Below are 21468 nucleotides of genomic sequence, written 5' to 3' on the forward strand. Positions count from 1 at the left end.
AACGCCGGATCCGATCTGAAAGCAGCAGAACACACCTATAAAAACAAGGAAAAAGCCCTCATCTTTAAAATGGTTTCCTTCAAAACAACTTTAGGGCGCGCTTTATGCACTTGGCGCCCTTGCCATGGAAATAGCCATACTCTTCGCCCTCATCTGTCTCAACGGCCTGTTTGCCATGTCGGAAATCGCCCTGGTGACCGCACGCAAGGCGCGTTTGCAAAAGCTGCTCGATGAGGGCGACCACGGGGCCGCCGCAGCGGTCAAACTGGGGGAAGACCCGACGCGTTTTCTCTCCACCATTCAAATCGGCATCACCTCCATTGGTGTGCTCAACGGTATCGTAGGTGAGGCCGCCCTGGCCGCACCGCTGGCGCTGTGGCTCGAATCGCTGGGCGTGCCGCGCACCTACGGCGAGTATGCTGCCACCGGCCTGGTGGTGGTGTTGATCACCTACTTCTCCATTGTGGTGGGCGAGTTGGTGCCCAAGCGTATTGGCCAGTCGTACCCCGAAACCTTTGCACGCCTGGTGGCCCGGCCCATCAACTTCCTGGCGCTGGCGACCAAGCCTTTCGTGTTGCTGCTGTCCGCGTCCACGCGCACCTTGTTGCGCATCCTGGGCGTGAAGGAAACCAGCGGCAGCCCGGTCACCGAAGAAGAGATACACGCCATGCTGGTCGAAGGCACCACGGCTGGTGTGATCGAGTCGCACGAACACACCATGGTGCGCAACGTGTTCCGTCTGGACGACCGGCAAATCGGCTCGCTGATGGTGCCGCGTGGCGACGTGGTGTGTATAGACATTGATGCACCGTTTGCCGACAACCTGCAGCGCATTGAAAGCTCGGACCACGCGCGCTTCCCCGTGGTGCGCGGCAGCATGGACGAGATTTTGGGCGTGATCAACGCGCGCCAATGGCTGTCGCGCACGCTGCGCGACCCGGCCCACAGCCTGGCCCAGCAGTCGCTGCAAACCGTGCTTTACGTGCCCGAAACCATCACCGGCATGGAGTTGCTGGACAACTTCAAGCTGTCCGATGTGCACATGGCGTTTGTCATCGACGAATACGGCGAGGTGCAAGGCATCGTGACGCTGCAGGATTTGATTGAAGCCATCACTGGCGAGTTTCAGCCGCGCGACCCCGCCACTTCGTGGGCGGTGCAGCGCGACGACGGCAGTTGGCTGCTGGACGGCCACATTCCCGTGCCCGAATTGAAAGACCGGCTGGAGCTCAATGCCGTGCCCGAAGAAGAGCGCGGCCGCTACCACACGCTCAGCGGCATGATCATGCTGCTCACCGGCAAGCTGCCCAAGGTGGCCGACACCGTGCAATGGGAGAACTGGAAGCTCGAAGTGGTCGACATGGACGGCAAAACCATAGACAAGATCCTGGCCACCAAGATCGTTACCGCAGACACCGAGCAAACCAGCGAACCGGCTGCGCTGTGAGCCGGCTGACGTGATTCGCCTTAGGCCCGGCTCCTGAGCTGACGCCTGTGTAGCGGGGCCGCCAGCATAAAGAGCTTCTGTCTGCGGCCAAAGCTCGCCGTGTATGCCACGCGTGGTGGAGTACACCGGCTTGCGGTGCGAGCAGATGGTGCGGGCCGTCACCTAGGGTTGGGCGCTCATTTGTTTGCGCGAGTCCGCAGCGTTGGATGCGAGCGCAGGCGGAGCTTTCTGACGCCGTGTGTGTTCGTCTTGAGAGTCGTTGCTAAGCACACTTTGAATCTTTGATGTCAGCGGCCCGGACGGCAGCCGTTCCGCTATGATGCGCTCGTCTGGGTTGCTTGCTGCTGTGCTGCAGTGGCTTGGCAAGACGTGGTTGGCCTCTACCATCCGTGCCCGGTTATCTCTGGAATTTGACCCTTGTTAGTCACTCAGGAGGCATCTCATGACCGTGATAGTCGAGCTGGATTCCCAGCGTCAACTTAGCCAGATCAAGCCCCTGTTCGATTCAGCACTCGCGCCATAAGCTCGGCACCCCGGCCCGCCATGCGCTGCGAAAGCATGCCCAGTAAAAGACTCACGGGATTGGTTTGCGCCTGCATGTTGTTGCTCAGTGCCTGTACCACCCTGGGCCCTGATTTCAAATCGCCCCAGACACCAACCCTGGCGCCATGGGACGGTGGTTCACTGGCTCCTTTTGTTTCCGAGAAGCGCCCCCCCATGGCTGGACAGCAGCCGGATTGGTGGCGCAATTTCGGTGACCCGGTACTGAATGCTTTGGTGGATTCGGCGCAAAGAGTGAACCCGAACGTGCGCATTGCAGGCTTGCGCATCATGGAGGCGCGTGCGCAGTTGGGTATTGCCGACAGCAGCTACTTTCCGCAGGTCAAACAAGTCACGGCGGACGCTCTGAACGTGGGTGAGCGGCGTACAGGCGGTGGGCCAGACGTCAGCATGGGGAGCTTCAGTGCCGGTTTGCGCGCCAGCTGGGAGCTCGACTTCTGGGGAAAGTTTCGCCGAAGCATAGAAGCAGCCGATGCCGGTTACCAAGCCAGCATTGCGCAATACGACGACATGCAGGTATTGATGGCGGCGCAAACCGTGAGTTTCTATTGTGCGATTCGTACCCTGGAAGTGCGGTTGCGGATTGCGCATGAAAACGCCGCGCTGCAAAAACGCAGCCTGGACATTACTGAGCGCTTGTTCAAACACGGCAACGACTCCGAACTCGACGTGCAGCAAGCCAAAGCCCAGTATCTGGGAACACTCTCCACCATTCCCCAGTTGGCCATCAGCCTGCGGCAAACACAGAATGCGCTGAGCACGCTGTTGGGCCGGATCCCGGGGCCGCTGCCCGAGATGGATGCCGGAAAGGAGCAGATCCCGCAAGCGCCGCTCGCCGTGATTGCCGACATCCCGGCCGATCTGCTGCGCCGCCGTCCCGATGTGCGTGCAGCCGAGATGGCGATGGCGGCTCAATCGGCTTTGATTGGTGTGAGCGAGGCTGATTTATATCCATCGATCTCGCTGCTCGGATCGATTGGCCTCTCCGCCACCACGGCCAGCGGTGCGCCGCGTGTACTGAGTTGGGGCGTGGGTCCCAGCCTGGTCTGGAACGTGTTTGACCAGGGCCGTTTGAAGAATACCGTGCTCATCCAGGACGTGAAATTTCAGCAGGCGCACGAGGTCTACCAAGACGCGGTGTTGCGGGCCGCACGGGAGGTGGACGATGCCGCCGTGACCTTTGCCAAAACGGGTGAACAAATTGTGTTGCTCACCGATGCCGTCAAGGCCGCGCAACGCTCGCTCGCTATTGCCAACTTGCAATACCGTGAGGGCCTGGTCGACTTTCAGCGCGTGCTCGATTCTCAGCAAACGTTTTTTGCGCAACAAGAGCGCTTGATTTCCAGCCGTGGCACCCTGGCACAAGGGCTGATTGCCATCTACAAAGCCATGGGCGGTGGTTGGGAACAGGGGCGAAGGCGGCCGATTCTCGATGACACGCTGCGTACCAGCCTGGAGCAGCGCCAGGATTGGAAAGGCATGCTGGCCGAGCCACTGCCTCTACCCGGCGAAAACATGGTATCTCCCAGCATGAATGGCACAAAACATGAGTAATGAAACGGTTGCACCTGCACCTGCACCTGCACCTGCACCTGCACCTGCACCTGCACCTGCACCTGCACCTGCAGCGCCGCCCACATCCGCGCCAGGCAAGGGCAGCCGGGTGGGGGCAATCGTGGTGCTGTTGGTGATTGTGCTCAGCCTGGTCTGGCATTTCGTGGCCGACCGCGTCACGCCTTACACCTCGCAGGCCAGAGTGCAGTCATTTGTGGTGCCCGTGGCCGCCGAGGTGGCCGGGCAGGTGCTGAAGGTTTATGTCAAAGACAACGACGAGGTGCAAACCGGACAAGTCTTGTTCGACATCGATGCCAGCCAGTACCAGATCGCCTTGCAGCGCAGCCGCTCTGACTACGAATCTGTGCGGCGCTCGGTGAATGCGTCAACGGCGACTGTGGCCGCGGCGAGTGCCGCGCTGCAGGTTGCCATCGCCAACCATGCACATGCCAAGCAGGATGCCGAGCGACTGGAGCAAATTTACGCGGAAGACCCGGGCGCGATATCACTGCGGCGTGTGCAGTCCGCGCAGACCAGCCGTATTACCAGCTTGAGCCAGGTCAAAGCCGCGGAGGCCGATTTGGTTCGCGCCCAGGAGGGCGCGGGTGACAAGGGGGAAAAGAATGCGCAACTGCTGAGCGCCCGCGCAGCCATTGAAAAGGCCGAGCTGGACCTGCAGCGCACGAAAGTGTTGTCACCGACACGTGGCATGGTGGCAGACCTGCGCACCGACGTGGGGAAGTTTGCCCAACCCGGTGCTGCGGCCATGACCGTGATTGCCAACCACGACCTGTGGATCTCGGCCGACATGACGGAAAACAACCTGGGCAATATCAAACCCGGTGACCCGGTTGCCGTGGTGCTGGACGTGATGCCCGGGGAGGTTTTGCGCGGCAGGGTGCGCAGCCTGGGCAGTGGGGTCAGCTCGGGCCAACAGGCGCAAGCCGGCACGCTGCCAACCATAGAAAACAGCCGCGATTGGCTACGCCAGGCGCAGCGTTTTCCCGTGGCGGTGGAGTTTGATGCGTCTGAAATGGAACGTTTGCGCGGAGCGCGGGTAGGTGGGCAGGCTGAAGTGTTGGTCTACACCGGCGACCATGCGGTGATGAACCTGCTGGGAGGCTGGTTCATCGGGCTGATGAGTTATCTGTCGTATCTCTATTGACGGCCATGCTGCACCCCGCCGACAAAGCCGTCTTGCGCCTGACGCTCAGTCTGGGGCTGGCCGCCTCGCTGGCCTATGGGTTTGCCATGCCCGCGCCTTTCCTCGTCTGTGTGATGGCGGCAATGGTGGCATGCAAACCCGGGCCGCCGATTCCCTTGGGGCGCGGAGTGGTCGTGTCCGTGGTGATGGCGCTGCTGCTGAGCGCGGGCATTCTGATGGTGCCGCTGCTTGAGTATTACGCCACCGCGGGCGTGATGCTCACGGCGGCCATGCTCTACCTGGTGTTCTTCACGGGGGCATACCGTGCCAACCCTTTGGTGACGATGATTCTGGTGATCGCCGTGGCGGTGATTCCCGTGGTGGGCACGGCCGAGCAAATATTGGCCCCGTTGATCAGTGTGACCTTGGCTGTGGGGCTTGCGGTGGGCATTTTGGTCAGCGGCATCTCTCACGCTTTTTTTCCCGATGCTGCGCGGCCAAGTCCAGCCAAGTCCATCGGCTCGCCACGCCCCAGTCGGCAGGCGGCCGCATGGTTTGCGTTGCGGGCGACTCTCATCATGATGCCGGTTTTTGTGCTGGCCCTCACCAATCCGTCGTTTTACCTGGCGGCCGTGATCAAAACCATCACGCTGGCGCAGCAGTCGGGGACCACCACAGCACGCACCGCCGGGCGTGAACTGGTGGGCTCGACCGCCATGGGGGCCTGGATGGCGGTGTTGGCCTGGGGTGGTTTGTCGTTGTGGCCAAATTTGTGGATGCTGGTGTTGTGGTTGATGGCCGCTGGCTTGTGGAGCGGGGTGCGTCTGTTCCGTCTTAAAAACTCTTCCTTCCCGCCCAGCTTCTGGAGCAACGCCCTGGTCACCATGCTGATCTTGCTGGGGCCAGCCATCGAAGACAGCGCGAATGGCAAGGACGTCTACCAAGCACTGGTCGTTCGGGTGTTTTTGTTCATAGGCGTTGCGCTCTACGCGTGGGCCACGGTGTGGGTGTTGGAGCGCGTGCGTGTGTTGTGGCCGCTCGGTGTACGAGGCCGAGGTGGTGTCAGAGGGCTGTCGAGAACTGGTTAAATTTTGTAATCGTGGGTATAACGGGCTAGAGGGCCGGAGGCATAGCAGGGTTAAAAAATCGCGCGCCGCCAGTTGAAAAGTGGTTCGTCTTGCAATTCCAGTCGCGGGGCTTTGGCCCCGCTCTTAACCGATAAGAGAGGTCACATTCATGAGCAGTAAAGCCATCATGCCGGTGTTGGCGGAGCCGCCGTCGAACAAGCAGCGGCTCTTCATTCGCTACTTTTCAGGGTTTCTGATCGACTTGGTGGTGCTGAATCTCTTCGAGGAGTATTCGCCGAATGTCACCATTGACTCGTTCACCACGTCGTTGTTTGCTGCCGTGGTTTTGCAGTTGCTTGTGCAGTTGACCTTGGCTATCGAGCATAAGGTTGCGGCCTTTTTTGAAGGCAAACCCGGTGGGCTGATGACCTTTCTTAGGTTTTTCTTCGCCTGGCTGGTGTTGTTTGGATCGAAGTTTGTGATCCTGGAGGCGCTCAGCTTTGCCTTTGGTGAAAACGTGCGTTTCGGCGGCCCTTTTAACGGCATCGTCATTCTGATCATCATCATCGTTGTGATGTTAGTGGCCGAAGAAACCCTGGTTCGGCTTTATCGCAAGCTGGCAGACTAGCCGCCGCGCCAAGTCTGCAAGCCCGCTGTGTCAACACGAATCGAATGTACCGGGCTTCAGTTCCTTGGCGGGTTCAGCCTAGCTTAGGGTCAGGTGATCAAGCCGACTCAGATTGCCGTGGTCCCGCGGCACGATAGATTGCCGCTATCAAATCTCGCCCGGTGAATGGCTTCAAAAGCAACTCCGCTCCAAAGGCTGTCACCGATTGACGCGATTTCGACTCATCATGCGCGGTAATAAAAATCACCGGAAAAAACTGTCCTTTGTCGTGCATCTGGCGATAGGCCTCAATGCCGGTGCAACCGGGTAGGAAAATGTCTATCACCACACAGTAGGTTTTCTGCTCAACCGACATTGACGTCAAGGATTCACCATCCGGCAGCGCGATGCACTCGAATCCATAGGCCTCAAGAAGCTGCTGCAAAGCGTTTCTCATGTCGATGTCATCGTCAACAACGATCACAAGAGGAGCACTTTTTTCGGTGTTCACCATGGCCTCTGTATAAGTGATAACGAGGATGACATATGAGATGCACTCGTCTCGCCAAATCTAGGCCTTATTTGCTTTCGAGTAAATTCGATCTTGGGGAAATATGGGTTTCCCTTTTGGGAAATTTTGCTGACGCTTGCGCCGCCAAAAACTGCACCGCATCAGGGAAAGCATTCTGCGCAGAGCCAGGATCCCCAGGTTTGGGATGTGTGGCCGCTTCCATCATTCCAACCCGCTGGGCTGGCCGGTTTCAACCGGTCCCCTTGGATATGCTCAGGCGGGGGCTTTGTCCGGCCCCACCAACTTCCATTGGCCAGCGGGCTTCTCACAATACCGATAAACACCCGAACCGGTCTGTTGACGATAGTGATTCACAACACGCAGCCTGCGGCAGGCAAGGCCGTTTGCCTGAAAACGCGCTAGCGGGGTGACCTGGCCGCTGGCTCCGGTTTTTTCATTTTTCCAGTCAAGCTTCTCGCCATCCTTGTCGGCCTTCAAGGCCTGGTCGACTGTAGCCGTCATCAGCGCGAGATCGGACTCGTTGAACTTTGCGATCACCGAATCGGTTAACACCTTGCCAACAGCGGCCATCGCGCCGCCGGTGAACACGCCAAAGAGTAGTGTGAGGGCCATCAGTTTTTTCACATTGAACTCCACAAATCGGGGCGCGGGTCGCGCTCAAGGCAGAAACGATCAACCCGTCCCTCCGCTGATCTACGCCTCACAGGCTGCTGGGCTTGCGGCACAAGGAAGCGCATCACGAGGTTGGCGCTAACCATCTAGCCTGGGCTTGGCCGGATGCTGCCGACCAAGTTGTTAGCCCGTCAGCAGGCTGTACCTGCGCGTGTTTGGGACATTGGTGATCCCTGGCCCGATCTGCCAAGACGTGGCGGTGAACACACTACGCCACAGCGGCGCCGCGCCAACCGCCAGTCCGATTCACGACTTGATGGGGGTGGACTTCGCGGAAGGGTACTTCTTCTTGATCTCGGCCCTTGCGGTATCACGTTCCTTTTTGAGGCCCTTCAGTTTGCTATCGTAGTCGGCCTTGGTGGCGGACTTGACCTTGGCCTCGGCATTGCGTCGGGCCACTCCCTCCTCAGTGCCCTTGGCCTTGGCATCGGCAGCGGCTTTGTCACCAGCGGCATCGAGCTTGACCTTGCGCTCTTGGTCGAGCACCTTTTTCTTTTCTGAATAAACCTTGTCAACGGCGTCCCATTCGGTGCGCATCTGCACGATAGGGTCGGATGGGGCTGGAGCCTGCGCCTGCACCGAACCGCACAGCGCTGCCACAAGAGTGGCGATCAGGAGAGTGAACTTCTTCATCGGGTGCTTTCATTGAGTAAGAACGAAACTACAGCGTAGTGAGCACAGATTTGCTTTCGTCTGGCCCGGCTGCCTTAACCGAATCAGACCGAAGGGCTGGTCACAACGATTCAAGACCAATCGATGCCCGCCAATCAGCATAGCGCCGATCCGACTCGTCGAATAGCGGTTGTTGCGCTAAGGCCTCAGGTTCGTCAAGCGGGGTGACCAGCGAGGCATCTTCCGGTGCGGCTCACCACCCACTTAGTCAACTCTGAAAATCCTTCACAAGCCGAATGAAGGCCATTGAAGATTTTTCCGCCTCCATCTGTTGCTGCTGGCTTTGGACCGGCTATGGCAGGCAAATTGCGGCGTTGGCGGCACATCTGTTCGGTGGACGGTAGCTGCCGGAAAAAAGCGGCCTGGTTGGCGTTTCAGCAGCATGGCTTAGTTAAGTTCAGTGAAGCGAGATGAGGAGGGTGGCGTGACACACCGCAGCACCTCGACCAACTGGGCGACATTGTGGGAGGCCAGTTTCTGCATGGCGTGAGCCCTATAGATCTTCACCATTCTTTCCGAGACGTCCAGATCACCCGCGATCTGTTTGTTCAGCCGTCCAGCCACAACCCCCTCTACGACAATCCTTTCTCTGTCCGAGAGTAGGCTGAAGCGTCGCGCTATTTCGTCCCTGTGGACGCGCTCGCGATCACCTTGGCTATCGACAAAAAAAGCTTCGTTTACGGCAGAAAACAAATCATTTGCCGCAATCGGCTTGGTCAAGAAATTGATGGCTCCGGACCTTAAGGCTTGCACGCAGTGGGAAACGTTGCCAACTCCGCTGATAAAGACCACGGGCAATGAGCAACCCCGGGACAATAAGCCTCTTTGTAAATCCAGGCCGCCGACATCGGGCATGCTGAGATCCAGCAAAAGACATCCTCGAGCAGAGCTCAAGTCCATCATCAGAAACTCGCCGGCACTTGAGTATGTGTTCACTTCATATTCTTTGGCTCTGAGTAAATTCGCCAGACTTTCTCGCACGAGAACATCATCATCAATGATGTGCACACGCTGTACGACGTCGCCATTCATATGAGATCTCCTTTGTCGGGATCTTGATTTGTGTATGAAGTCATCAAGGTGAAGCGAACCACCGCACCTCCTTTTGCCGCATTGCCGATGTGAATGCTGCCGCCGTGCTGCGACACGATGGATTTCGCAATCGCGAGTCCCAAGCCCATGCCATCCTCTTTGGTCGAGAAAAAGGATTCAAACGAGTGCCTCAGGCCTTCTTCACTAAAACCTGGGCCGTTGTCGTCTATCCTCACTTCGACAAAGCTGTGATCCAGTCTTCGGGTCGTGATCAAAATGCGCCGATTTGAAATCTCAGCGCTATTGACGGCGTCAATCGAGTTCAGCAGTAGATTGAGGAGTACTTGTTCTATCTGTGTCTGATTTGCCAGAACTTTTGGCAGGTCAGTGGCTAGCCGAGTCGTACAAGTGGACCTTGAGCGTTCAAGATTGTCGACGCTCCACCCCACGACTTTGCCTATGACTGCGTTGATATCCAGCAAGGCTTTTTCCGTTGCCTGGTTTCTCACCAGCGAGCGAACTTTGTGAACCACATCGCTGGCGCGGATATCCGCATCTCTGATGTTCGAGATGATCCTCATGGCTCCACGGACATCTGGAGGGTTCTTCATCAACAGCATTTCAGCGGCATCCACGTTGCTGAGAATTGCGCTCAGCGGTTGACTGACTTCATGCGCAATGCTGGCGGTCATTTCTCCCAGAGCAGTCAGCTTTGAAGCGCGGTCTAGCGCTATGCGCTGCTGGCGTGTCGCTTTCTCCGCACGGAGTGCTCGTCGACGCTCCAGCAGCAGTCCTATCATCAAAGCAGTCTGAATTCCAACAACAATAGCCTTATTGAAACCTGGCATGGCTCCCCTCATGGATACGCTGCATTAACGGAAGTGCAAAACCTGTAGCCTCACGCGCTACCGTTTTCATACATTCAATTTCGCCCGACTCACTCGCGCTTTAGCCATGCATGCCCCTTGACAGTTGGGGCCCATGAGGATGAACGTACTTCTACAAATACTCAGCCGCAATACAAAACACGTTCAATCCAAAAAACTAAAGCTTGCCTTTTGGGGCAGCGATTCCATGGCGATAGAAAAAATCGAAAAAATACGTATGAACAAATACTATTGATCGCAATCTACCTGGCTTTAGGACTTATAGATTCTTCGCCGAGACACGGATGCTCTACTGGAGCATGGCGGTTGTTCTAAAGCTAAGCTAGCTTATCGATTAATGTTAAGTTGGGCAATATTCGGCTGTATTTGTTTTTTGATCACTCCGTGCGCGCTTTGATTTTCATCAAGCCCAGGGCGATTACATCGCCCATGGCTAATACCAGGCGTACCACGTTGAGAACTTGAAGTAGCCGTCATCCAACATTCGGCGCAGTCATCAGAATGCTTTGGATGCAGCACAAACATCCCAAGTCATGTGCCTGACATTCGGGAGCGGTTCAATTTACTTTTCTTGTTCGTTGGCGAGCAAAGCAATATTGTCTTGTCCGAGCACAACATTCTGTACCGTGCCGTATAGATCGCCAGATTGCAGCGCCGCTTGACCGGATGCGGACACACGTACTTCGACGGTCACTGAGTCAAAACGCGACAACGGTCGGTCGGACGTCATGGCGAGGCTGTCGTCGAGAACAAAGCGCGCCGGCAAGTCCTTGGCCGTCAGGCGCAGCACCGCCACCGGCATGCGCCCGCCTGAAGTTGCGCGCGCCAGCACAAACACGGTGGCCTGTGGTCCGACGCGGTTGCGCAGTTCCGGCGCGATCGCCACCGTGCCGCTGATGTGTGACGCGGCCATCGGAGGACTCGGCGTGGCCGGAGCGTCCAGTTGCGCCAAATTGGCCTCGATGTCACGCCGCCCCTCCGAGTCCGGCGGCAGCAGGTTGCGCACCGTCTCCCAACGCGAGCGCGCCTGGGCCGTATCGCCGCGCTGGTAGGCCAGCATGCCTGCCAGCGCGAGTGCCTTGGGGTGCTGAGGATCCAGCGCCAAGGCCGCATCAATCGCCTCTTGCGCCGGGCCACCAAGGTCGCCCTGGCGGGCCGAGCCGAGCGCATCGGCGTAGTCGGCCAGCAATTGTGCCTGGTCTGGCGCCAATGCAATCGCCTTGCGGTAGGCCAGTACCGCATCGTCATAACGCTGCATGACTTCGTAGGAACGTGCCAGCACCATCCAGCCTTCGAGGTCGGCGGGCTGGGCCTGCAATCGCGTTGCCAGGCGTGCCACGATCACGTCCATGTCGTCGCGCGTTTGTTCGTGCGAGCCCGGCGGGGCTGCGGCCAGCACGGCTGCGGCGCGTGGATCGCCCACCTGCTGGTAGAGCAAAAGTGCCGCCGTCGGCAATGCTAGGCTTAAACCAAGCGCCACACCCCAGCACATCCACGGCTTGACGGAGTGCGTCGCAGCCGCAGGCTGCGACGTTTCTTCCAGCAAGTCACGCTGCAGCTCTTCTATGGCCTGGGCCCGGTCTGGGGCATTTAGTGCCTGTGCATCCTGGTCGCGCTCGAGCTGGGCCAGTTGATCGGCGTAGAGGCGACGCGCTAACGCCTGCTGGCTCATGCCCGGCGCGCTGTGGCGGGTGAACAGCGGCGGCAGAATCAGTGCCAACGCCAGGGCGATGAGGGCGACCACCGTCAACCACAGGGCCGTCATGTCTGCTCGCCCTCCAGCAAGGCCTGGGCGCGTGAGCGCTCCGCTGGTGTCAAAGGCGGCAGCGGTGCTTGCTGGCGGCGGCGTACAAGGCGCGCCAACAGGACCAGGCCTAGCCCCAGAAGTACAAACGGACCCAGCCATAACAGCCAGGTGGAGGGTTTGAAGGGTGGGTCGTAGCGAACAAAGGAACCATAACGTTCCTCGAAGTAGTCGCGGATCTGGGCCTCGGTGCGCCCATTGGCCAACTGCTCGAGAATCTGCCGCCGCATGTCCAGCGCCAGGGGGGCATTCGATTCTGCGAGGGTCTGGTTCTGGCACACCATACAACGCAGGCTGGCGGCCAGAGCGGCCTCGCGTTCCGCGAGGTCGGGTGAGGTGGCGGGGGCGGCTTGGACCAGCCGCAAGGCGGCGAACAAGGCCAACCCGATCAGACCGCAGCGCATCATTGCAGACTCCGCACAAACGGAAGCAGTTCGTTTTTCCAGATGTCCTGCGTCACCGGTCCTGGATGGCGCAAGCGGATCATGCCCTCGCGGTCGATCACAAAAGTCTCCGGCACGCCATAAACACCGTAGTCGATGCCGATGCGGCCATCATGGTCCACCGCTGTGGCCCGGTAGGGATTGCCAAGGCGACGCAGCATGCTGCGCGCGGCCTCGGTCTTGTCCTTGTAGTTCAAGCCATAAAGCATGACACCATCGCGGCGAGCGGCCTCATGCAGCACCGGCAGCTCTTCCTGGCAAGGTGCACACCAAGAAGCCCAGACATTGAGCAACCAGACTTGGCCGCGCAAGCTACTGGTCTGCAGGCGACGCTGGGGGTCTTCCAGCAGCGGCAGGTCTATGGCCGGGGCGGGTTTGCCCACCAGCGCCGAAGGCAGGCGGCGGGGATCGCGGCTCAAGCCCGCCGCCAGCAGGATTGCCAGCACCAGAAAAATCGCCAGCGGCAGCTTGAAGCGCATCAGACGGTCTCCCGTGGCAGCGGTTGCAAAGGAAGCGGCTCGGGTGCCCTGCGCGGGGTGCGGACCAAGCGGTAGCGGCGATCGGTGGCGGCCAGCAATCCGCCTAGCGCCATCATCAGGCAACCGGCCCAGATCCAGGCCATATAAGGTTTCACATGCAGGCGCATGGTCCAGGCGGCAGTGCCTGCCGGTTCACCCAGCGCAACAAACAGGTCGCGTGTAGCGCTCACGTCGATTGCGGCCTGGGTCAGCGGCATTTGCTGCGCCCGGTAGTTTCGTTTTTCCGGATAAAGCGCCGCAACTTCGCGTCCGCCCTGGCTCACCACAACATGGGCCTGCAGCGCATCGTAGTTCGGGCCGCGCACCGGCCCTATGCTGGCGAAACGAAAGTCGTAGCCGGCCAGGGATACGCTCTCGCCGATGCGCACACTCAACTCGCGTTTGCTTTCAAAGCCATTGGCCAAGGTGGCGCCGAAGATGAAGATGCCAATGCCGGCATGGGCCAGCAACATGCCCCACCAGCCTCTGGGCTGACGACGTGCGCGTGTGCGCCAGTCGCCATCACCCTCATGCAGGCGCTGCCAGGCATGCACGCCCGCACTGCCCAGCGCCCAGCCGGCCAGAAGCAAGGCGAAGGTAGAGACCGGCGACCAGGCGCGCTGTTCAGCCGGCAGGGCAAACGGCCACAACAGTGCAGCCGCGCCGGCCACGGCAAGTGCCCAGCGCAGGCGTCGCGCGAGTTCGGGCATCTGGGCGTTCTTCCAACGTGCCACCGGGCCCACACCCATCAAAAAGATGGCCGGCGCCATCAGTGGCACAAACACCGCTTCGAAGTAAGGCGGGCCGACCGAAATCTTCTCGCCGCGCAGCACGTCCAGCGCCAGCGGGTAGAGTGTGCCCAGCAGCACGGCCATGGTGGCTGCCGTCAGCACCACGTTGTTGGCCAGGAGCAGCGACTCGCGTGACAGCAGCCCGAAGCTGCCCCCCATGCCTATGCGCGGTGCACGCATGCCAAACAGCAATAACGAGCCACCCACCACCGCCACCATGAAGGCCAGGATGTACAGCCCACGGCCCGGATCAACGGCAAACGCGTGCACCGAGGTCAGCACTCCCGAACGGACCAGAAAGGTGCCCAACAGGCTCAGCGAGAAAGCCAGAATCGCCAGCAGCACTGACCAACTGCGAAAGGCGCCGCGCTTCTCGGTCACGGCCAAGGAATGCAGCAGCGCGGTACCCGCCAGCCAGGGCATGAAGGAAGCGTTTTCTACCGGGTCCCAGAACCACCAGCCGCCCCAGCCGAGCACGTAGTAAGCCCAGGCGCTGCCGAGCAGAATGCCCAGGGTGAGAAACATCCAGGCTGCCGCCGTCCAGGGGCGCGACCAGCGCGCCCAGGCGGCATTTAATTCGCCCGACAGCAGCGCCGCGATGGCAAAGGCAAACGCTACCGAAAAGCCCACATAACCCATGTAGAGCATGGGGGGATGAATCACCATGCCCGGATCTTGCAACAGCGGATTCAAGTCGCGTCCTTCCAGCGCCGGTGGCATCAGGCGCTGGAACGGATTGGACAAGAACAAGATGAAGAGCAGAAAGCCCACACTGAGCCAAGCCATGACCGCCAGCACACGCGCCACGAAAGGCAGCGGTAGCTGGCGGCTGAAGCAGGCCACGGCCAGCGTCCAGCCCGACAGCATGCAAAGCCACAACAGCACCGAGCCCTCATGCCCGCCCCACACGGCGGAAAAGCGGTAGGCGGTGGGCAACTCGGTGTGCGAATTGGAGGCGACATAAAGCACGGAGAAGTCATTCTGCAAGAACGACGTCGCCAAGCAGGCAAAGGCCAGCATGGCCATGGCGAACTGGCCCATGGCGGCCGGACGCGCCACAGCCATCCAGCCGCTAACCCCCCAGTGTGCACCGGCTAGCGGCAGGCTGCCCTGGACCAGTGCCAACAGCAGCGCCAGCACCAGGGCGAAGACACCAAGTTCAGGAATCATGGTGCATCTCCCGCTGCCATGGGCCGCGCCTGTTCGAGCGCCGCTGCGGCCTCGGGCGGCATGTAGTTTTCGTCATGTTTGGCCAGCACCGTGTTGGCCATGAAGCTGCCATCCTCCTGCAGATGGCCGGCCACCACTACACCCTTGCCTTCACGAAACAGGTCGGGCAGCAGGCCCCGGTAGTGCACCGATACCCGTTGTGCCCGGTCGGTCACCACAAAGCGCAATGCCAAGCCGTCCGCGGCCTTTTGCACGGATCCTTCCTCCACCAGTCCGCCAAGCCGGAAGGCGCCACTGCGTGGTGCGGCATGGGTCGCGACCTGGCTAGGCGTGAAGAAAAACACCAGGTTGGACTGCAGCGCATTGAGCACCAGCCAGGTTGCCATGCTCAGCACCAGCAAACCGGCAACAACGAAAGCCAGGCGGCGGTTCCTAGGCTTCATGCTCTGCCTCCTCGGCGCGCGTTTGCCCTCTGCTGCGTCGCGCCAGTTGCCAGACCTCGAATGCCAACAACAGCGCCGGCACGGCGTAGGCCGCGAGAATGAAGAAGAAATGGCTATCGGCCTTGCTCATACACGCCTCGCCAATGTATCGCGCTCCGTGATCAGGCAGCGTACCCGCGCCAGGGCGACCGCTATCGAATAGGCCCAGCACGCAAACACCATCAGCAGCATGCCAAGCACCATGGTGCGCGCCATCGTCGGCGCTGCAGTGAAGCTGATCGAGGCGCCCTGGTGCAGCGTGCTCCACCATTGCACCGAGAAATAGATGATGGGAATATTGACCACCCCGGCCAACAGCAGGATTGCACCGGCCCGGTCGGCACGCCGCGGATCGTCTATGGCCGAGACCAGGCCGAGGTAGCCCAGGTATAGGAAGAGCAGAATCAATTCGGACGTGAGGCGAGCGTCCCAGACCCACCAGGTACCCCAGGTCGGTTTGCCCCAGGTCATGCCGGTCCACAGCGCAATCACGGTGAAGAGCGCGCCCGTTGGTGCCAGGGCGCGCGCCAACAGCGGTGACAGGCGGGTATTAAAGACCAGGCCCAGGGCCGCATGCAAGGCCGCGATCAGGTAGATGAACATCGACATCCATGCGGCCGGTACATGAATGAAGATGATGCGATAGACCTCGCCTTGCTGGTGGTCGGTTGGTGCCTCGACGAAGCCGACGTACAGCCCGGCAACTGCCAGCAGCGCCGCCAGCGCCGCAAACCAGGGCAGTGCGCGCCCGGCCCACTGATGAAAGACTGGCGGCGAAGCCAGGCGTCGCCAGCGATTGCGCAGGCTGCCAACCGTCTCGTGTGGCAGCGTGGTGTTGAGAGGGCGCAGGCCATCCATCGTGCGGCCTTTCATTCCAGTGCGAGCCGCAGCGCGGCCGCAGCCGCCCACGGGCAGAACAAGGCCGCCAGCAGCAGCCAGGCCGCCAGAATCGACAGGTGTGGACTTGCCGGCATGCCTTGCTGGCTGGCACTGACTGCGCCACTGCCAAACACCAACACCGGCACACACAAAGGCAACATGACCAGCGCCAACAAGGCATTGCCGCGCAGACCCAGGGTCAGCGCAGCCCCCAGTGCGCCCAGCAGTGACAAGGTTGGTGTACCCAGCAGCAACGAACACAACAAAATGCCTATGGACGATGCCGACAGTTCGAACTGCAGACCCAGCAGGGGCGCCACCAGCAGCAGTGGCAAACAGGTCACCAGCCAGTGCGCTGTAATTTTGGCCCAGACCAGCCCGAGCAAGGAGCGCGGGGACAACAACAACTGCTCCAGCACGCCATCTTCCAGTTCGGGCTGAAAAAGCCTATGCAGTGAAATCAGTAGCGCCAGCAGCGCCGCCACCCAGACCACCCCCGGGCCAATGGCGCGCAGCAGCGCCGGATCGGGCTCGATGGCCAGTGCGAACAGGGTTCCCACCACGACAAAAAAGAGCAGCGCGCCGAGCGCGTCCATAGGTCGCCGCGCCGCAGTGCGCAGTTCACGGCCAATGATGGGAAGCACGGCGAGTGGCATCTTAAAGTTCGTCCATGTCCAAGGTATAACCATCGCCGGCCCGGTGCGTCGCCACCACCGCCAGGCCGCCACTTTGCGCATGTTCGGCCAGGCAGTCCTGCAAAACATCTTCGCCGTCGGCATCCAGGCCGGCCTGCGGCTCATCCAGCAGCCACAGGGGGCGCTGGCTCAACAGCACACGCGCCAGTGCGAGACGGCGGCGTTGGCCTTGCGACAGAAGCCGCACCTGATCGTTCTCGCGTCCGGCCAATTGCAGGCGTGTCAGCACCTTGCGGGTAGCGGCCGTATCGGGGCGAATTCCGGCGACGTGCAGTGAAAAATCGAGGTTTTCGCGCAGGGTGAGCTCCCCGCGCAGGCCATCAGCGTGACCAAGGTAAGCCAGCTGGCGGGTGAAGCCGGCACCTTGCTGCGCAATCGAACGGCCTTGCCAGAGAACCTCGCCGCGCGCAGGTTGCAACAGACCGCACAACAGGCGCAGCAGGCTGCTTTTGCCGCTGCCGTTGGTGCCACGCACCTGCATGACCTGGCCGGCCTGGGCCGAGAAGTTGAGCTCCGAAAAAATGACGCGCCCGGCGCGGGTACACGCCAAGTCAAGACCGGACAGTAGGGACGGCAAGACTTCAGCCACCCTTCTTTTCATCGCCCGGCTGAGTCGCCGGTGCCAGCGCCTCGTCGCCTTGCTTGGGCACGACTTGCCCGGGAGAATCGGATGGACCTTGACCCGGTGGAATGTTTGGCAAGTGGTGCGCAATGCCCTTGTGGCAGTCGATACAGGTCTTCTCTTTATTGGCCAGGTAAGTCGTGTGCATGTTCTGCGCGCGCACGCTCTGGCGCGTGAAATCCATGGACTCGTAATTGTGGCAATTGCGGCATTCCAGCGAGTCGTTCGCCTTGAAGCGGGCCCACTCGTGCTGGGCCAATTCGAGACGCTTGTCGCGGAATTTCTCCTGGGTCGAGATGGTGCCAAAGATCTTGCCCCAGACCTCCTTGGAGGCCTGCATCTTGCGCGCGATCTTGTCCGTCCAGTTGTGCGGCACGTGGCAGTCGGAACAGACCGCACGCACACCGGAACGGTTGGTGTAGTGGATGGTGGTTTTGAGTTCGACGAAAACGTTGTCGCGCATTTCGTGACAACCGGTGCAGAACTTCTCGGTGTTGGTCAACTCCATCGCCGTATTGAAGGCACCCCAGAAGATGATGCCGCCAATAAAACCGCCGAGTGTCAGAAAGCCCAGGCTGTAATGCACGCTGGGGCGGCGGATGATGGTCCAGTAGCGCTTGAGGCGTTCAATCATGCTGGCCTACCTCTCATTTTCCGGTCGGCACAGCGACGCCTTCGAAGGCATTGCCGACGATGGGCTGCACCGGTTCCTGCGGCACGTGGCACTGCATGCAGAAATAGCGCCGTGTCGAGACCTGCGGCAGCACCTTGCCAGCGCGGTCCAGGTAATGCGTGGGACTGGCGGGAATGGCCAGGCTGAACTCCGTCTTGGTGCGCGCATGGCAGTCCAGGCACTTGTTGAAGTTCTTGTCGATCTGGTAGCCGTCCACCCGGTGCGGGATGGTTGGCGGCTGCATGTCGTAATTGCGCGGGCGGCGCACGTCGTCGTTGACCGCGTTGGTGAGCCGAGGCGGATGGCTGGGCTTTTCCACCGGCACCGGGCCGCGCGCCGGGTCCGACAGGCCAGTGCTGGGTTGTGCAATCGCCGCTAAGGCCAGCAGGCCCAGCAGGGGAAGGAGTTTGAGCAGCTTCATGGTGGCTTCGCGCTCGTCAAACCTTGGTGATCTTCACGGCGCACTTCTTGAAGTCCGTCTGGAAGGAGATCGGGTCGGTGGCGTCGAGCGTGACCTTGTTGATCAACTGGCTGGCATCGAACCAGGGCACGAACACCAGGCCCTGTGGCGGCTTGTTGCGGCCGCGCGTCTCGACCCGTGTGCGCATGCTGCCGCGCCGTGAAGAGATCTCCACCTCTATGCCGCGCCGCACACCCAGCGCCTTGGCATCCTCGGGATGCATGTAACACACAGCGTTGGGCACGGCCTTGTGTAATTCGGGCACACGGCGCGTCATGGAGCCCGAGTGCCAATGCTCCAGCACGCGGCCGGTCGAGAGCCAGAAGGGGAAATCCTTGTCGGGAACCTCCGGCGGCGGCTCATAGGGCAGAGCAAAAATCAGCGCCTTGCCGTCGGCGTTGCCGTAGAACTCGTAGCCCGTGCCGGCCTTGACATAGGGATCGAGCCCTTCCTTGTAGCGCCACCGGGTTTCCTTGCCGTCCACCACCGGCCAGCGCATGCCGCGGCTCTGGTGGTAGGCATCGAAAGGCGCCAGGTCGTGGCCGTGGCCGCGGCCAAAACCGGCGTATTCCTCGAACAGGCCTTTCTGCACGTAGAAACCGCAATCCTTCGCCTCGGTGTTCACATAACCCGCCTCGATCTGCGAGTTGGGATATTTGTCGACGTTGCCGTTGCGGAACAGCACCTCAAACAGCGTCTTGCCGCGCAGCTCGGGCTTTTTGTCGATCAGCTCTTGCGGCCACACTTCCTCGACCTTGAAGCGCTTGGAAAACTCCATCAGTTGCCACAGGTCGGACTTCGCCTCGCCCGGTGCGTCCACCAGTTGGTGCCACATGTGGGTGCGGCGCTCGGCATTGCCGTAGCAGCCTTCCTTTTCGACCCACATGGCGGCCGGCAGGATCAGGTCCGCCGTCAGAGCGGTCACGGTGGGGTAGGCATCGGAGACAACGATGAAGTTGTCCGGGTTGCGGTAACCGGGGTAGCCCTCGTTCATCAGGTTGGCGCCAGCCTGCATATTGTTGTTGACCATCACCCAGTAGGCATTGAGCTTGCCGTCCTTGAGCATGCGGTTTTGCAGCACCGCGTGGTAACCCACCTTGTCGGGGATGGTGCCCGGTGGAATCTTCCAGATCTCTTCGGTCTTTGCGCGGTGCTTGGGATTGGTGACCACCATGTCGGCCGGCAGCCGGTGTGCAAAGGTCCCCACCTCACGCGCCGTGCCACAGGCCGAGGGCTGGCCGGTGAGTGAGAACGGGCTGTTGCCGGGTGTGGAAATCTTGCCGGTCAGCAAATGGATGTTGTAGACCATGTTGTTGGCCCACACACCACGTGTGTGCTGGTTGAAGCCCATGGTCCAGAAGGACGTGACCTTGATCTTCGGATCCGCGTACAACTCGGCCAGCGCCTCGAGCCGGTTTTTCGGAACGCCGCTGAGCTTGGCGGTGTAGTCCAGGTCGTAGGTAGAGACAAACTTGGCGAATTCGTCAAAAGTGATGGGCTTGGCGCCGCCGGCATCGCCCGCATTTTTGGCGGCCTTCTGCAGCGGATGGTCGGGCCGCAGGCCGTAGCCAATATCCGCATTGCCCAGGCGAAAGGCCGTGTGTTTGTCGACGAACTCGCGGTTCACCCGGTTGGTCTTGATGATGTGGTTGGCGATGTAGTTGAGGATCGCCAGATCGGTTTGCGGCGTGAAGGTCAGTTCAATATCGGCCAGTTCGTAGCTGCGGTGCTCGAAGGTCGAAAGCACGGCCACCTTGACGTCGGGTTTGGACAGGCGCCGGTCTGTGACCCGGGTCCACAGAATCGGGTGCATCTCGGCCATGTTGGAGCCCCACAGCACAAAGGCATCGGCTGCCTCGATGTCGTCGTAGCAGCCCATGGGTTCATCCATGCCGAAGGTGCGCATGAAGCCGACCGCAGCCGAGGCCATGCAGTGCCGTGCGTTGGGGTCCAGGTTGTTGGAACGGAAACCCCCCTTCATCAACTTCAGCGCGGCATAACCTTCCCACACCGTCCACTGGCCTGAGCCGAACATGCCCACGGCAGTCGGCCCTTTTTCCTTCAGTACACGCTTGAACTGCTCGGCCATCACGTCGAAGGCCCGGTCCCAGGACACGCTGGTGAACTCGCCGTCCTTGGCGTACTTGCCGTTCTTCAAGCGCAGCAGGGGCTTGAGCAGGCGGTCTTCGCCATACATGATCTTCGAGAGGAAGTAGCCCTTGACGCAGTTGAGGCCGCGATTCACTTCGGCCTGGGGGTCGCCGTGTGTGGCCACCACGCGGTTGTCTTTGACTCCCACGGTGACGCCACAGCCGGTGCCGCAGAAGCGGCACGGCGCCTTGGACCACTTGATGCCGGGCGGGTGCGGATCCATGGTCGGCCCAGGCTGGCTCAGGCCGGGCAGGGGCACTCCCGCCACAGCTCCTGCCGTTGCGGCGGCGGTCTGGCGGATGAAGTCGCGTCGATCAATAGGCATCGGGCAGCTCCTCGTTCATTGCTTCCTCGGTGTCGGCGTATTGGTAGACCAGCGCGGCGGCGAGCACACCGTCGGTGCGCTGGATGTCAGCCACACGGTTATGCATTTCATCGGCGCTATCGGCATCCAGTGTGATCACCAGCTTGCCCGCGGGTGAGCTGCCGTGCACACGTGCGCCAGGCATACGCGCAATGGCCTCGGACACGCTCTGCATACGACGCGGTGTCGAATGCACAACCAGGCTGCTGATGTGAACTTCTGGTGACATGGTGGCTTCCCG

The 21468-nt window shown here is 60.5% G+C and carries 24 protein-coding genes; 6 read left to right on the top strand and 18 right to left on the bottom strand.

The genetic code is table 11. The annotated features are described in order from the left end of the window. The 6 genes from ACFQ95_RS19790 to ACFQ95_RS19815 all read left to right on the top strand — a co-directional run. The coding region (locus ACFQ95_RS19790) for a hypothetical protein (RefSeq protein ID WP_422833855.1) at positions 1-234 on the top strand (234 nt) is incomplete at its 5' end. Then, positions 125-1447, top strand: coding sequence for a hemolysin family protein (locus ACFQ95_RS19795; protein ID WP_422833721.1), 1323 nt, complete (start codon positions 125-127; stop codon positions 1445-1447). The genes ACFQ95_RS19790 and ACFQ95_RS19795, both read left to right, overlap by 110 nt. Before the next feature lie 597 nt (positions 1448-2044). Continuing rightward, on the top strand, positions 2045-3562 hold the full coding sequence (locus ACFQ95_RS19800; protein WP_422833722.1) for an efflux transporter outer membrane subunit: 1518 nt from the start codon (positions 2045-2047) through the stop codon (positions 3560-3562). Then, entirely contained in the window at positions 3555-4727 is a 1173-nt protein-coding gene (locus ACFQ95_RS19805; RefSeq protein ID WP_422833724.1) for an HlyD family secretion protein, read from the top strand. Before ACFQ95_RS19800 ends, ACFQ95_RS19805 begins: the two co-directional genes overlap by 8 nt. Before the next feature lie 5 nt (positions 4728-4732). Beyond that, positions 4733-5794, top strand: a complete 1062-nt coding sequence (locus ACFQ95_RS19810; protein ID WP_422833726.1) for a hypothetical protein — start codon at positions 4733-4735, stop codon at positions 5792-5794. A 166-nt stretch (positions 5795-5960) separates the two neighbouring features. After that, a complete protein-coding gene (locus ACFQ95_RS19815) occupies positions 5961-6401 on the top strand; it encodes a hypothetical protein (RefSeq protein ID WP_422833728.1) in 441 nt (146 codons plus the stop codon). 97 nt (positions 6402-6498) lie between these two features. Here the strand turns inward: ACFQ95_RS19815 and ACFQ95_RS19820 are convergent, their stop codons facing one another. The 18 genes from ACFQ95_RS19820 to ACFQ95_RS19905 form a co-directional block, all read right to left on the bottom strand. Further along, the gene (locus tag ACFQ95_RS19820; RefSeq protein WP_422833730.1) at positions 6499-6894 is read right to left on the bottom strand and encodes a response regulator transcription factor; all 396 of its coding nucleotides are present in this window, start codon (positions 6892-6894) and stop codon (positions 6499-6501) included. A gap of 270 nt (positions 6895-7164) precedes the next feature. Further along, on the bottom strand, positions 7165-7536 hold the full coding sequence (locus tag ACFQ95_RS19825; RefSeq protein ID WP_422833731.1) for an RT0821/Lpp0805 family surface protein: 372 nt from the start codon (positions 7534-7536) through the stop codon (positions 7165-7167). 294 nt (positions 7537-7830) lie between these two features. Further along, the gene (locus ACFQ95_RS19830) at positions 7831-8217 is read right to left on the bottom strand and encodes a hypothetical protein (RefSeq protein WP_422833733.1); all 387 of its coding nucleotides are present in this window, start codon (positions 8215-8217) and stop codon (positions 7831-7833) included. 426 nt (positions 8218-8643) lie between these two features. Next, the gene (locus ACFQ95_RS19835) at positions 8644-9288 is read right to left on the bottom strand and encodes a response regulator transcription factor (RefSeq protein ID WP_422833734.1); all 645 of its coding nucleotides are present in this window, start codon (positions 9286-9288) and stop codon (positions 8644-8646) included. Then, positions 9285-10136, bottom strand: coding sequence for a sensor histidine kinase (locus ACFQ95_RS19840; RefSeq protein ID WP_422833736.1), 852 nt, complete (start codon positions 10134-10136; stop codon positions 9285-9287). The genes ACFQ95_RS19835 and ACFQ95_RS19840 overlap by 4 nt, the downstream gene beginning before the upstream one ends. 601 nt (positions 10137-10737) lie before the next feature. Continuing rightward, the gene (ccmI, locus tag ACFQ95_RS19845) at positions 10738-11940 is read right to left on the bottom strand and encodes a c-type cytochrome biogenesis protein CcmI (protein ID WP_422833738.1); all 1203 of its coding nucleotides are present in this window, start codon (positions 11938-11940) and stop codon (positions 10738-10740) included. Then, positions 11937-12386: a cytochrome c-type biogenesis protein gene (locus ACFQ95_RS19850; RefSeq protein WP_422833740.1), complete on the bottom strand. Its 450-nt coding sequence runs from the start codon at positions 12384-12386 to the stop codon at positions 11937-11939. The genes ccmI and ACFQ95_RS19850 overlap by 4 nt, the downstream gene beginning before the upstream one ends. Then, positions 12383-12904: a DsbE family thiol:disulfide interchange protein gene (locus ACFQ95_RS19855; RefSeq protein WP_422833846.1), complete on the bottom strand. Its 522-nt coding sequence runs from the start codon at positions 12902-12904 to the stop codon at positions 12383-12385. The genes ACFQ95_RS19850 and ACFQ95_RS19855 overlap by 4 nt, the downstream gene beginning before the upstream one ends. Beyond that, positions 12901-14901 carry a heme lyase CcmF/NrfE family subunit gene (locus ACFQ95_RS19860; RefSeq protein WP_422833742.1) on the bottom strand — a complete coding sequence of 667 codons (2001 nt, stop codon included), beginning with the start codon at positions 14899-14901 and terminating at the stop codon, positions 12901-12903. Before ACFQ95_RS19860 ends, ACFQ95_RS19855 begins: the two co-directional genes overlap by 4 nt. After that, positions 14898-15344, bottom strand: coding sequence for a cytochrome c maturation protein CcmE (gene ccmE / locus ACFQ95_RS19865; RefSeq protein ID WP_422833744.1), 447 nt, complete (start codon positions 15342-15344; stop codon positions 14898-14900). The genes ACFQ95_RS19860 and ccmE overlap by 4 nt, the downstream gene beginning before the upstream one ends. Beyond that, positions 15334-15474 (bottom strand): heme exporter protein CcmD, encoded by a 141-nt coding sequence (gene ccmD / locus ACFQ95_RS19870; RefSeq protein ID WP_422833746.1) that lies wholly within the window; start codon positions 15472-15474, stop codon positions 15334-15336. Before ccmD ends, ccmE begins: the two co-directional genes overlap by 11 nt. Next, a complete protein-coding gene (ccmC, locus tag ACFQ95_RS19875) occupies positions 15471-16241 on the bottom strand; it encodes a heme ABC transporter permease CcmC (protein ID WP_422833848.1) in 771 nt (256 codons plus the stop codon). Before ccmC ends, ccmD begins: the two co-directional genes overlap by 4 nt. 11 nt (positions 16242-16252) lie before the next feature. After that, the gene (gene ccmB / locus ACFQ95_RS19880; protein WP_422833747.1) at positions 16253-16918 is read right to left on the bottom strand and encodes a heme exporter protein CcmB; all 666 of its coding nucleotides are present in this window, start codon (positions 16916-16918) and stop codon (positions 16253-16255) included. Between the two features lies 1 nt (position 16919). Beyond that, positions 16920-17534 carry a cytochrome c biogenesis heme-transporting ATPase CcmA gene (ccmA, locus tag ACFQ95_RS19885; RefSeq protein ID WP_422833749.1) on the bottom strand — a complete coding sequence of 205 codons (615 nt, stop codon included), beginning with the start codon at positions 17532-17534 and terminating at the stop codon, positions 16920-16922. A gap of 4 nt (positions 17535-17538) precedes the next feature. Further along, the gene (locus tag ACFQ95_RS19890) at positions 17539-18213 is read right to left on the bottom strand and encodes a cytochrome c3 family protein (RefSeq protein WP_422833750.1); all 675 of its coding nucleotides are present in this window, start codon (positions 18211-18213) and stop codon (positions 17539-17541) included. Between the two features lie 13 nt (positions 18214-18226). Then, a complete protein-coding gene (locus ACFQ95_RS19895; RefSeq protein ID WP_422833752.1) occupies positions 18227-18673 on the bottom strand; it encodes a nitrate reductase cytochrome c-type subunit in 447 nt (148 codons plus the stop codon). Positions 18674-18689: 16 nt separating this feature from the next. Then, the gene (napA, locus tag ACFQ95_RS19900) at positions 18690-21188 is read right to left on the bottom strand and encodes a periplasmic nitrate reductase subunit alpha (protein WP_422833753.1); all 2499 of its coding nucleotides are present in this window, start codon (positions 21186-21188) and stop codon (positions 18690-18692) included. Further along, positions 21178-21456: a chaperone NapD gene (locus tag ACFQ95_RS19905; protein ID WP_422833755.1), complete on the bottom strand. Its 279-nt coding sequence runs from the start codon at positions 21454-21456 to the stop codon at positions 21178-21180. The genes napA and ACFQ95_RS19905 overlap by 11 nt, the downstream gene beginning before the upstream one ends. Between the last annotated feature and the right edge of the window lie 12 nt (positions 21457-21468).

The sequence above is a fragment of the Variovorax sp. HJSM1_2 genome (assembly GCF_049316285.1).
Classification (GTDB): Bacteria; Pseudomonadota; Gammaproteobacteria; order Burkholderiales; family Burkholderiaceae_C; genus Rhodoferax_B.